Origin of the sequence: Pseudomonas sp. BF-B-15 (assembly GCF_019946675.1) — a bacterium.
Taxonomy (GTDB): domain Bacteria; phylum Pseudomonadota; class Gammaproteobacteria; order Pseudomonadales; family Pseudomonadaceae; genus Aquipseudomonas; species Aquipseudomonas migulae.
Map to the genome: position 1 here is coordinate 1 of NZ_JAGYFZ010000143.1, position 11,471 is coordinate 11,471.

The 11,471-nt window shown below is 60.0% G+C and carries 11 protein-coding genes; 8 read left to right on the plus strand and 3 right to left on the minus strand.

The genetic code is table 11. The features are described from left to right. Positions 1–216: 216 nt before the first annotated feature. Together KGA97_RS27370 and KGA97_RS27375 are read right to left on the minus strand one after the other, a co-directional pair. A complete protein-coding gene (locus KGA97_RS27370) occupies positions 217–1,710 on the minus strand; it encodes a CoA-acylating methylmalonate-semialdehyde dehydrogenase (RefSeq protein ID WP_008031364.1) in 1,494 nt (497 codons plus the stop codon). A 64-nt stretch (positions 1,711–1,774) separates the two neighbouring features. After that, a complete protein-coding gene (locus KGA97_RS27375) occupies positions 1,775–3,124 on the minus strand; it encodes an aspartate aminotransferase family protein (protein ID WP_192227006.1) in 1,350 nt (449 codons plus the stop codon). Between the two features lie 124 nt (positions 3,125–3,248). Between KGA97_RS27375 and KGA97_RS27380 the strand changes: the two genes are divergently transcribed. The 6 genes from KGA97_RS27380 to KGA97_RS27405 all read left to right on the plus strand — a co-directional run bounded on the left by KGA97_RS27380 (position 3,249) and on the right by KGA97_RS27405 (position 9,772). Beyond that, positions 3,249–4,169 carry a LysR family transcriptional regulator gene (locus tag KGA97_RS27380; protein ID WP_008031360.1) on the plus strand — a complete coding sequence of 307 codons (921 nt, stop codon included), beginning with the start codon at positions 3,249–3,251 and terminating at the stop codon, positions 4,167–4,169. Positions 4,170–4,392: 223 nt separating this feature from the next. Next, a complete protein-coding gene (locus tag KGA97_RS27385; RefSeq protein WP_008031358.1) occupies positions 4,393–5,043 on the plus strand; it encodes a TetR/AcrR family transcriptional regulator in 651 nt (216 codons plus the stop codon). A 7-nt stretch (positions 5,044–5,050) separates the two neighbouring features. After that, positions 5,051–5,632: an IMPACT family protein gene (locus tag KGA97_RS27390; RefSeq protein ID WP_192420876.1), complete on the plus strand. Its 582-nt coding sequence runs from the start codon at positions 5,051–5,053 to the stop codon at positions 5,630–5,632. A gap of 530 nt (positions 5,633–6,162) precedes the next feature. After that, positions 6,163–7,728, plus strand: coding sequence for an ABC transporter ATP-binding protein (locus tag KGA97_RS27395; protein WP_223481846.1), 1,566 nt, complete (start codon positions 6,163–6,165; stop codon positions 7,726–7,728). Between the two features lie 11 nt (positions 7,729–7,739). Further along, positions 7,740–8,846: an ABC transporter permease gene (locus KGA97_RS27400; protein ID WP_223481847.1), complete on the plus strand. Its 1,107-nt coding sequence runs from the start codon at positions 7,740–7,742 to the stop codon at positions 8,844–8,846. Further along, positions 8,846–9,772: an ABC transporter permease gene (locus KGA97_RS27405; RefSeq protein WP_008031350.1), complete on the plus strand. Its 927-nt coding sequence runs from the start codon at positions 8,846–8,848 to the stop codon at positions 9,770–9,772. The genes KGA97_RS27400 and KGA97_RS27405 overlap by 1 nt, the downstream gene beginning before the upstream one ends. 39 nt (positions 9,773–9,811) lie before the next feature. Here the strand turns inward: KGA97_RS27405 and KGA97_RS27410 are convergent, their stop codons facing one another. Next, positions 9,812–10,252, minus strand: a complete 441-nt coding sequence (locus KGA97_RS27410; protein ID WP_223481848.1) for a hypothetical protein — start codon at positions 10,250–10,252, stop codon at positions 9,812–9,814. A gap of 82 nt (positions 10,253–10,334) precedes the next feature. Between KGA97_RS27410 and KGA97_RS27415 the strand changes: the two genes are divergently transcribed. Beyond that, positions 10,335–10,685, plus strand: a complete 351-nt coding sequence (locus KGA97_RS27415) for a MerR family transcriptional regulator (RefSeq protein WP_008038769.1) — start codon at positions 10,335–10,337, stop codon at positions 10,683–10,685. A 25-nt stretch (positions 10,686–10,710) separates the two neighbouring features. Then, positions 10,711–11,397, plus strand: coding sequence for an SDR family oxidoreductase (locus KGA97_RS27420; protein WP_223435139.1), 687 nt, complete (start codon positions 10,711–10,713; stop codon positions 11,395–11,397). Positions 11,398–11,471 lie beyond the last annotated feature (74 nt).

The window sequence follows — 11,471 nt, forward strand, 5'->3', positions numbered from 1 at the left end:
CTGGGCTTCGATGAGCTGAAGCAACTCGCTGCCGAAAACTGCGTAACTCATTGTTTACCAAGGAGTTTTCCGTTTCGACTGCGCCGGAAGTGGGGCGAATTATAGACTTCCAGAATCTGCCGTCAACACCTATTTTCACATTTCTGTCATACGGGTCAAAAAAGCCCGAAAACACGAAGGCCGAGCCCCAAGGGGCTCGGCCTTCTTCCCTTCTACTTACAAGCTAGGGAATGCGAATTGCGATGCTTCATGGCTCGCACGCTGTGGCCAACGCTGAGTAATGGCCTTGCGACGGGTGTAGAAGCGCACGCCATCCGGGCCATACGCATGCAGATCGCCGAACAGCGAACGCTTCCAGCCGCCAAAGCTGTGATAAGCCACCGGCACCGGCAACGGCACGTTGACGCCAACCATGCCGACTTCGATCTCATCGCAGAACAACCGCGCCGCCTCGCCATCACGGGTAAAGATGCAGGTGCCGTTGCCATACTCGTGATCGTTGATCAGTTGCATCGCCTCTTCCAGGCTGTTCACCCGGACAACGCACAGCACTGGCCCAAAGATCTCTTCTTTATAGATACGCATCTCTGGCGTGACGTTATCGAACAAGCAACCGCCCAGGAAGAAACCTTCTTCATGACCGGCGACGCTCAGACCACGACCATCCACGACCAGGGTTGCACCGGAGGCAACGCCGTCTTCTACATAGCCACTGACTTTGTCACGAGCCTGACCGGTAACCAACGGCCCCATGTCCAGACCACAAGTGGTACCTGCGCCAATCTTCAATGCCTTGATCTGCGGAGTCAGCTTGGCCACCAACGCATCGGCCACCTGGTCGCCAACACACACGGCTACCGAAATCGCCATGCAACGCTCGCCGCAAGAACCGTACGCCGCACCCATCAGAGCGCTGACGGCGTTATCCAGATCCGCATCCGGCATCAGCACCGCGTGGTTCTTCGCGCCGCCCAGTGCCTGAACGCGTTTGCCGCGCTTGGTGCCTTCGGCGTAGATGTATTCGGCAATCGGCGTCGAACCGACAAAGCTCAAAGCTTTGACTTCCGGCGCTTCGATCAGCGCGTCCACTGCAGCCTTGTCACCATGCACCACGCTCAACACGCCTTTCGGCAGACCGGCTTCGAGCAACAACTGAGCGATCAACAGCGTCGAGCTCGGATCACGCTCGGAAGGTTTGAGGATGAAGCAGTTGCCGCAGACGATCGCCAGCGGATACATCCACAGCGGCACCATCGCCGGGAAGTTGAACGGAGTAATACCGGCGACCACGCCCAATGGCTGGAAGTCCGACCAGGCATCAATGTTCGGGCCGACGTTACGGCTGTATTCACCCTTGAGGATTTCCGGCGCCGCGCAAGCGAACTCGACGTTCTCGATACCGCGCTTCAATTCACCGGCAGCATCTTCCAGCGTCTTGCCGTGTTCTTCGCTGATCAGTTGGGCGATACGTGCTTCGTTCTGTTCCAGCAGTTGCTTGAAGCGGAACATTACCTGCGCACGTTTGGCCGGCGGAGTATTGCGCCAGGCCGGGAACGCGGCCTTGGCCGAGTCGATGGCCTTCTGGATGGTTTCGCGGCTGGCCAATGGCAGTTTGTGAATCGCCTGGCCAGTAGACGGGTTGAACACGTCGGCCGTGCGACCGTCTTCGGTCACCAGTTCACCGTTGATCAAATGCGGGATAAGGCTCATGCGGGGCTCCAGAAAAGTTGTCCACAGGCGCCCGTCAACGGGCGCCTCTATATAGAAGGGGAAATCAGTCGATTTTGTTCAGCACTTCGCCGACCGCGTCAAACAGACGATCAAGGTCTTGCGGCTTGCTGTTGAAGGTTGGGCCGAACTGCAGGGTGTCACCGCCGAAGCGCACGTAGAACCCGGCTTTCCACAGCGCCATACCCGCTTCGAACGGACGCACGATGGCATCGCCGTCACGAGGCGCGATCTGGATAGCACCGGCCAGCCCGTAGTTACGAATGTCGATGATGTTTTTCGAGCCCTTCAGGCCGTGCAGTGCATTTTCGAAATGCGGTGCAACGTCGGCCACGCTCTGCACCAGGTTTTCCTTCTGCAGCAGGTCAAGTGCGGCAAGACCAGCGGCGCAAGCCACCGGGTGCGCGGAATAGGTGTAACCGTGCGGGAATTCCACCGCGTACTCAGGCGTCGCCTGGTTCATGAAGGTCTGGTAGATCTCGGAGCTGGCAATCACCGCGCCCATCGGGATCGCACCGTTGGTGACTTGCTTGGCGATGCACATCAGGTCCGGGGTCACGCCGAAGCTGTCAGCGCCGAACATCGAACCGGTACGGCCGAAGCCGGTGATCACTTCGTCGAACACCAGCAGGATGTTGTGCTGATCGCAGATCTCGCGCAGACGCTTGAGGTAGCCCTCAGGCGGAACCAGCACGCCAGCGGAACCGGCCATTGGCTCGACGAATACAGCGGCGATGTTCGAAGCGTCATGCAGCTCGATCAGTTTGAGCAACTCATCGGCCAGAGCGATACCGCCCTCTTTTGGCATGCCGCGCGAGTAAGCATTGCTCGCCAGCAAGGTGTGCGGCAGGTGATCGACGTCCATCATCGCCTGACCGAAGATTTTGCGGTTGCCGTTGACGCCGCCGAGGCTGGTGCCGGCGATGTTCACACCGTGGTAACCACGGGCACGACCGATCATTTTGGTTTTGGTCGCCTGGCCTTTCAGACGCCAGTAAGCGCGGACCATCTTCACCGCAGTGTCAGCGCACTCGGAACCCGAGTCGGTGAAGAACACGTGATTCAGATTACCCGGCGTCAGGTCGGTGATTTTCTCCGCCAGTTGGAACGACAGCGGATGACCGTACTGGAAGCCCGGCGAGTAATCGAGCGTGCCCAACTGCTTGGCAACCGCTTCCTGGATTTCCTTGCGGGTGTGCCCGGCGCCGCAGGTCCACAGACCGGACAGCGAATCGTAGACCTTGCGACCCTTGTCGTCCGTCAGCCAACTGCCTTCAGCCGCCACGATCAGTCGCGGATCGCGCTGGAAATTTCGGTTGGCGGTGTAGGGCATCCAGTGAGCATCGAGCTTGAGCTGGCTGGCCAGGGAGTTCGGGGCGTTTTCAGGCAAGTTCATGGGCAAAACCTCGCAAGGCAATAAGCGGCGTGGAGATGAAAAGCGTTCTTGCAGCTAAATTGCCACGGGGATAAAGTCGGTGAAATCCAACTTTTCTAACGTTCAGTCAGGCCAGCGCTAAACTATGAGCACTCGACGCCCCGATCCGCTGGCACAAGTCAGCGACTTTGATATCCGCTTGCTGCGGATTTTTCGCAGCGTGGTGGAATGCGGCGGTTTCTCGGCGGCGGAGTCGGTGCTCGGGATCGGCCGCTCGGCGATCAGCCAACAGATGAGCGACCTGGAACAGCGCCTCGGACTGCGCCTGTGCCAACGAGGTCGCGCCGGGTTTTCCCTGACCGAAGAAGGTCGCGAGGTGTATCAATCGGCATTGCAGCTATTGAGTGCGCTGGAAAGTTTCCGCACCGAGGTCAACGGCCTGCACCAACACCTGCGCGGCGAATTGACCATCGGCCTGACCGACAACTTGGTCACCCTGCCCCACATGCGCATCACTCACGCGTTGGCGCAATTGAAGGAGCGCGGGCCGGATGTGCAGATTCAGATCCGCATGATCGCGCCCAATGAAGTCGAGCAAGGCGTGCTCGACGGCCGCTTGCATGTCGGCGTGGTGCCGCAGGCAAGCGCCCTGTCGGGGCTGGAATATCAGCCGCTCTACAGCGAACGTTCGCTGCTGTATTGCGCGGTTGGTCATCCGTTGTTTTATGTCGACGACAAACAACTGGACGATGAGCGCCTCAACAGTCAGGACGCCATCGCCCCGACCTTCCGCTTGCCGGCCGAGATTCAGGCGCATTACCAGGCACTCAATTGCACCGCCAGTGCGTCAGACCGCGAAGGCATGGCGTTTCTGATTCTCACCGGGCGCTACATCGGTTACCTGCCGGACCACTACGCCAGCCTCTGGGTGCAGCAAGGGCGCTTGCGTGCGCTGAAACCGACAGCACGGTTTTATGACTTGAGCCTTGCATCGGTGACACGTAAGGGACGTCGCCCGCATCTAGTGCTGGAAAGCTTTTTGGAAAGCCTGGCCGCAACACGCTGAATAAGGTGGAAACCTGTAGGAGCGAAGCTTGGTCCGGGCGGCGCTCCGACGAAGGCGTCGGCTCAATCAACATCAATGTTGAATGTAAAGACGCCTTCGCGAGCAAGCTTCGCTCCTACAGGGGTTTGTGGTGGTCAGGTTTTATCGTGTCGGGACTTGTCTGGAAACTGTGGTTGCGCTATCAACGCATTGGTTGCACCCACCCACCTGTTCGGAAGTGCCTATGACCTTTGAAGTCCCCGCTCACGGCGGCAAACCTGCCAGCCGCATTCGTCAGAAGAACGAAGAGACCATCATCAAAGCCGCCGAAGACGAGTTCGCCCGTCACGGGTTCAAAGGCACGAGCATGAACACCATCGCCCTGAATGCCGGGTTGCCCAAGGCGAACCTGCATTACTACTTCACCAATAAGCTGGGGTTGTACGTGGCGGTGTTGAGCAACATCCTGCAGTTGTGGGACAGCACTTTCAACACCCTCACCGCCGAGGACGATCCGGCCGAAGCGCTGACGCGGTACATCCGCGCCAAGATGGAATTCTCCCGCCGCCAGCCGCAAGCCTCGCGAGTCTTCGCCATGGAAGTGATCAGCGGCGGTGAGTGCCTGACCGAATATTTCAACCAGGATTACCGCGCCTGGTTCCAGGGCCGGGCGGCGGTGTTTCAAGCGTGGATCGACGCTGGCAAAATGGACCCGGTCGACCCGGTCAACCTGATCTTTCTGTTGTGGGGCAGCACCCAGCATTACGCCGACTTTGCCACGCAGATTTGCCGGGTCAGCGGCCGCACCAAGTTGACCAAGCAAGACATGGAAGACGCCGGCGACAACCTGATCCGCATCATTCTCAAAGGCTGCGGCCTGACTCCAGCCATTTAAGACTCTTATGCCTTTTACCCTCAGCGACTTTTGCGAATACCGCGAAGAGATCCGCAAAAGCCGCTTCATCACCTTCGCCGCACCGATCAGCAGCCCTGCTGAAGCCCAGGCGTTCATCGAGCAGCACAGCGATCTGAACGCCACGCACAATTGTTGGGCGTGGAAACTCGGCGCCCAATACCGCAGCACCGATGACGGAGAGCCTGGCGGCACCGCCGGGCGCCCGATTCTGGCGGCCATCGATGCGCAGGATTGCGACCAGGTCGCGGTGCTGGTGATCCGCTGGTATGGCGGCATTCAACTCGGCACCGGCGGCCTCGCCCGGGCGTATGGCGGCGGCGCGAACAAGTGCCTGCAAGCGGCACCGAAAGTTGAGCTGATCAGCCGCGTGCCGCTGAGTTGCGCCTGCGGGTTTGGCGAACTGACGCTGGTGAAACTGCGGGTGGCCGAACTTGGCGGGTTGGTCGTGGAAGAAACGTTCACGGCCAACGGTGTGGAGCTGAAATTGGCGATGGGCGAAGCGCAGATCGACACCCTGCAAACGCAACTGGCCGATTTGAGTCGCGGGCGCATTCTGTTGCAGCGCTGAGCGCACCAACAACGCTCAACACCCTTCCATCGATCCCGTGTATTTGCCCACATCTACTGTGCACCCGGCTGTGGATAACCTGAGCACATACCGCTGTAACCCTTCTGTCATGCGGCTTTGCGGGCATTGCTCACTTTTTGTCCAATACGCCTTCAAAAAGACTAAATCCACGTAAAAACAATCAGTTAGCGTGGTTTATCGCCTTTAGAAGAAAGCCGCTCAGTGCTTATGCCCGAGCTTTGCGCTTGCGCACAAATACTGTGGAGCAATCTGTGGATAACCCGTTCATGGCTGGCGCGGCCCCATATCCGGCATGGCTTGCAAAGGGTTGCTCGTTTTTTAACCAAATGTGCATGCGCAAAACCGGAGCCTGATCTACTGCTTCGCCCTTATGTGGTGCTGCGTCGGGATCGAAATGTGGCGAAGCGGCGCGCCCGATGCCTTGGCCGGCAAGCATTTCCAATTTTCCTGACTCAATGGCCAGGAAATTGCTTTATCCACAGGCACAACTCCATCGACCCGAGCCTGTCATGCCCAACCCCGTGCCGATCCCCGACCAAACGCCTCGCCTGCAACTGCGCAGAATCAGCAAACGCTACCCGGGTTGCCTGGCCAACGATGCCATCGACCTGAGTATTGCGCCCGGCGAAATCCATGCGCTGCTCGGCGAAAACGGCGCGGGCAAAAGTACGTTGATGAAAATCATCTACGGCGTCACCCACGCTGATTCTGGCGAGGTGATCTGGCAAGGCCGGCACGTGACCATGCGCAACCCGGCTCAGGCTCGCGGTTTGGGAATCGGCATGGTGTTCCAGCACTTCTCGTTGTTCGAAACCCTCAGCGTGGCGCAAAACATTGCACTGGCGATGGGCGCGGCGGCCGGTACACCAAAACAACTTGAGCCAAAAATTCGCGAAGTGTCCCGTCGCTACGGCATGGCATTGGAGCCGGAGCGACTGGTCCACAGCCTGTCGATTGGCGAACGGCAGCGGGTGGAAATCATTCGGTGCCTGATGCAGGACATCCGTTTGCTGATTCTCGATGAACCGACCTCGGTGCTGACCCCGCAAGAGGCCGACGAATTGTTCGTCACCCTGCGCCGGCTCGCGGTCGAGGGCTGCAGCATTCTGTTTATCAGCCACAAGCTCGGTGAAGTGCGTGCGTTGTGCCACAGCGCCACGGTGCTGCGCGGCGGTCGTGTGGCCGGGCATTGCGTGCCGGCGCAGTGCTCGGATCAGCAACTGGCGAAGTTGATGGTCGGGGAAGCGGCCGATCTGATCACCGATTACCCGAAGGTCGTGGGCGGTGATGCATTTTTGAACGTGAGCGCATTGTCGTGGCACAACCCCGATCCGTTTGGCTGCTCGCTGAAGGACATCGACCTGCACGTACGCCGTGGCGAAATCGTCGGCATCGCCGGAGTGGCAGGCAATGGCCAGGATGAGTTGCTGGCGCTGCTCAGTGGCGAACAACGCCTGCACCGCAATGACGGTGCAACCCTGCGTTTTGATGGGCACGCGGTGGCTCACTTGCCGCCGGATGCCCGCCGAAAACTCGGCTTGGCCTTCGTCCCCGCCGAACGGTTGGGGCACGGTGCGGTGCCGGAATTGAGCCTGGCCGACAACGCCCTGCTCAGCGCCTTTCAACAAGGCCTGGTGTGCAACGGGCTGATCCGGCGGGCCAAGGTCAAAGCGCTGGCCGAAGAAATCATCCGCCGCTTCGGCGTCAAGACACCCGATGCGCAAACGCCGGCCCGCAGTCTGTCCGGTGGCAACTTGCAGAAATTCATCCTCGGCCGGGAAATTCTTCAACAACCGAAACTGCTGGTGGCCGCGCACCCGACCTGGGGTGTGGACGTCGGCGCCGCCGCAACCATTCACCGCGCGCTGATCGCCTTGCGCGATGCCGGCGCAGCGATCCTGGTGATCTCCGAAGACCTCGACGAACTGTTCCAGATCAGCGACCGGCTCGGCGCCTTGTGCAGCGGACGCTTGTCGCCGCTCAGGGCGACCGTCGACACCCGACTGATCGACGTCGGCGGCTGGATGGCCGGCCAGTTCGATGCCCCTCAATCACTTGCGCCCGCAACGGTTTAACGGAGTTTCACATGCTGCTTTCCCTCGAACCCCGTGGCCAGCAATCGCGCCTGATGCTGTGGTGCTCGCCGTTATTGGCGGCGGCCCTGACACTGGGCTGCGGCTCGCTGCTGTTTATCGCGTTGGGCCATGACCCGTTGCTGACCTTGCACACCTTGCTGATCGCCCCGGTCAGCGACTTGTATGGCGTCTCCGAATTGTTGGTCAAGGCGCTGCCAATTCTGCTCTGCGCCTTGGGTCTGGCCGTGGCGTATCAAGCGCGGATCTGGAACATCGGCGCCGAAGGTCAATTGCTGCTCGGCGCGCTGGCCGGCAGTGCGCTGGCGGTGAACATTATCGGTCTGCAAAGTCGCTGGGCATTGGTGATGATCCTGCTCGTCGGCACGCTGGCCGGCGCGGCGTGGGCCGGGCTGACGGCGTGGTTGCGCACGCGCTTCAACGCCAACGAAATCCTCACCAGCATCATGCTCAATTACATCGCCCTAAACCTGTTGTTGTTCTGCGTACACGGGCCACTGAAGGATCCGGCCGGGTTCAACTTTCCGGAGTCGGCGATGTTTGGCGATGCCAGCCGTTTGCCGTTGTTGATGGAGGACGGTCGAGTGCATGCCGGCGTTTATTTTGCCCTGCTCGCGTTGGTGGCGGTGTGGGTGTTGTTGCAGAAAAGCTTTGTCGGGTTCCAGATCAAAGTGCTCGGGCTGGACAAGCGTGCGGCGGGTTTTGTCGGGTTTCGCGAGAAACGGCTGATCTGGCTGGCGCTGTTGGTCAGCGGCGGATTGGCGGGGCTGGCCGGCGTATGTGAAGTCACCGGGCCGATTGGTCAGTTGGTGCCGCAAGTCTCGCCCGGCTATGGCTACGCTGCGATCACCGTGGCGTTTCTCGGGCGGCTCAATCCGATCGGCATTCTGTTTTCCAGCCTGTTGATGGCATTGCTGTACATCGGTGGCGAGAACGCGCAGATGAGCATGAATCTGCCGCAAGCGATCACGCAATTGTTCCAGGGCATGATGCTGTTTTTCCTGCTGGCCAGTGACGTGCTGATTCTCTACCGACCGCGTTTGCATTGGCGCTGGACGCGTCGCGCATCAGCCACCGTCGTACAAGCAGGAGCGCTGTGATGGATATCGATCTGTTGAGCAATATTTTCTACGCAATGGTGCGCTGCGGCACGCCGTTGCTGTTGGTGGCGCTGGGTGAATTGATTTGTGAGAAAAGCGGCGTCCTCAACCTCGGCCAGGAAGGCATGATGCTGTTTGGCGCGGTGATCGGTTTTATCGTCGCGCTGAACAGCGGCAACCTGTGGCTGGGCGTGTTGCTGGCGATGCTCGCCGGGATGTTGCTGTCGTCACTGTTTGCGTTGGTGGCGCTGGTGTTCAACGCTAATCAGGTGGCCACCGGGTTGGCGCTGACGATCTTTGGTGTGGGCCTGTCGACCTTTGTCGGTGCGGCGTGGGTCGGTAAACCGCTGGCGGGTTTTGAGCCGGTGGCGATCCCTTTACTGAGCGAGATCCCGCTGATCGGGCGGATGCTGTTTGCACAGGATCTGCTGGTGTATCTGTCGTTCGCGTTGTTTGCGCTGGTGGCGTGGGTGATTGTGAAAAGTCGTGTCGGGCTGATCATTCAGGCCGTCGGCGAAAACCCGGATGCGGCCAGTGCGATGGGCTTGCCGGTGCTGGGCGTACGGACGCTGGCGGTGCTGTTCGGCGGCGCGATGGCGGGTTTGGCCGGGGCGTATCTGTCGCTGGCCTACACGCCGATGTGGGCGGAGAACATGAGCGCCGGTCGCGGCTGGATTGCCCTGGCGCTGGTGGTGTTTGCCAGTTGGCGGGTGTGGCGATTGCTGCTGGGGGCGTATCTGTTCGGGCTCGCCAGCATCCTGCACCTGGTGGCGCAGGGGTTGGGGCTGGCGATCCCGTCGAGTCTGCTGGCGATGCTGCCGTATGTCGCGACGATTGTGGTGTTGGTGCTGCTGTCGCGGGATGCCGTACGCACACGATTGTATGCGCCGGTGTCGTTGGGGCAGCCTTGGCAGGGTGGGCATTAGTGGTGACCGTCAGGGCCCCTTCGCGGGCAAGCCTCGCTCCTACAAGTTTTGCGTAACACCTGTAGGAGCGTGGCTTGCCCGCGAAGGCGTCCGCACAGGCAACACCTGAACCACGCCCCAAGCCAATTCAAAAACCAGAAAAATCACCAACAGCGAACTGGCGCCATGGAGCAAGGCATAGAGCAGCCAAGTGGAGAACAGGAATCTGCCCACCGCGTCATACCGGCCATAAACCTGCTGCGGATCACGAATCCGCAGCACCGACCACACGCACACGATCGAGCCCAACAGGTTCGCCATCAACATGTGCATCGGCTCAAACGCCGGCAGTTCGCCGGGCAAATCCAAAGCCTGACTCAAACCCGCCAACAACCCATGCAACGCAGTAAAACTCCACGGCGTGACAAACGCCGCCGTCACGATCAAGTCATACCAGGCGCTGCCCCGCACCACGCGGCGATATTGCGTTGAAGTCCACATCGGCACTGCTCCATAAATTCAGGGAGCAACAAGCCTAAAGCCTGGAGTATGCTCCAGGGTCAAGCCCTCTCGAGACATCAACATGCGCATCGGTGAATTAGCCCAGGCCAGCGCCGTCAGCCGCGACACGCTGCGCTTCTACGAGCAGCGCGGATTGATCGCGGCGCAACGTAGCGCCAACGGTTATCGCGAATATCCGGATGACATGGTGCAACTGGTGCTCTACATCAAGACCGCTCAACGGCTGGGCTTTACCCTCGGCGAGATCGGCAACAGCGTCGCCGCGTTGTGGCGGTCGCCCGATCCGGACAGCGCCGTCACGCAATTGCTGCAAGACAAACTCAAACTGATCGAAACCCGAATGGACGAACTCGGCGCGTTGCGCAACGAGTTGCAGCAACGGCTCGGGCAGCGTTGTCCATTAAATCCGTGAGCCTCATTCATCAAGGAAGCCACACATGTCCACGGCAAAAACCGCACTCATCATCGGCGCCTCCCGGGGCCTGGGCCTCGGTCTGGTGAAAACCCTGCTGGCCGACGGCTGGCAAGTCACCGCCACCGTGCGCAACCCGCAAAACGCCGACGCCTTGCAGGCGCTGGGCAAGGTGCGGATCGAAAAACTCGACATGGATGATCAGCAGGCCGTCATTGCCCTGAGTCAGCAACTCAAGGGCGAAGTGTTTGATCTGTTGTTCGTGAATGCCGGGGTAAAAGGCCCTGACGTGCAGACGCCGGGCGGTGCGACGCTGGCTGAAGTCGGTCAGTTGTTCTTCACCAATGCGGTGGCGCCGATCAACCTGGCTCAGCGGTTTGCCGGGCAGATTCGCCCGGACAGCGGCGTGCTGGCGTTCATGAGTTCGGTGCTCGGCAGCGTGACCATGCCGGACGCGCCGGAACTGGCGTTGTACAAGGCGAGCAAGGCGGCATTGAACTCGATGACCAACAGCTTTGTGACGCAATTGGGCGATCAGAAACTGACGGTGCTGTCGCTGCATCCGGGCTGGGTGAAAACCGACATGGGCGGTGAAGGCGCCGATATCGACGTGGAAACCAGTGTGCGCGGGTTGGTGGATCAGGTGAATGCTTACACCGGCAAGGGCGGGCACCACTTCGTCAATTACAGGGGTGAAAACATTCCCTGGTAAACGCCGTCAATCCACTGTGGGAGCGAGCCTGCTCGCGATGGAGTGTCAGTCTACGCCGATGCAGCTGACCCACC

Excerpts from the sequence above, each read along its gene's own strand:
- KGA97_RS27420 (WP_223435139.1), top strand. The coding sequence starts at position 10,711 with ATGTCCACGGCAAAAACCGCACTCATCATCGGCGCCTCCCGGGGCCTG.
- KGA97_RS27390 (WP_192420876.1), top strand. The coding sequence starts at position 5,051 with ATGCCTTTTACCCTCAGCGACTTTTGCGAATACCGCGAAGAGATCCGC.
- KGA97_RS27375 (WP_192227006.1), bottom strand. The coding sequence starts at position 3,124 with ATGAACTTGCCTGAAAACGCCCCGAACTCCCTGGCCAGCCAGCTCAAG.
- KGA97_RS27395 (WP_223481846.1), top strand. The coding sequence starts at position 6,163 with ATGCCCAACCCCGTGCCGATCCCCGACCAAACGCCTCGCCTGCAACTG.
- KGA97_RS27380 (WP_008031360.1), top strand. The coding sequence starts at position 3,249 with ATGAGCACTCGACGCCCCGATCCGCTGGCACAAGTCAGCGACTTTGAT.
- KGA97_RS27385 (WP_008031358.1), top strand. The coding sequence starts at position 4,393 with ATGACCTTTGAAGTCCCCGCTCACGGCGGCAAACCTGCCAGCCGCATT.
- KGA97_RS27370 (WP_008031364.1), bottom strand. The coding sequence starts at position 1,710 with ATGAGCCTTATCCCGCATTTGATCAACGGTGAACTGGTGACCGAAGAC.
- KGA97_RS27410 (WP_223481848.1), bottom strand. The coding sequence starts at position 10,252 with ATGTGGACTTCAACGCAATATCGCCGCGTGGTGCGGGGCAGCGCCTGG.
- KGA97_RS27400 (WP_223481847.1), top strand. The coding sequence starts at position 7,740 with ATGCTGCTTTCCCTCGAACCCCGTGGCCAGCAATCGCGCCTGATGCTG.
- KGA97_RS27405 (WP_008031350.1), top strand. The coding sequence starts at position 8,846 with ATGGATATCGATCTGTTGAGCAATATTTTCTACGCAATGGTGCGCTGC.
- KGA97_RS27415 (WP_008038769.1), top strand. The coding sequence starts at position 10,335 with ATGCGCATCGGTGAATTAGCCCAGGCCAGCGCCGTCAGCCGCGACACG.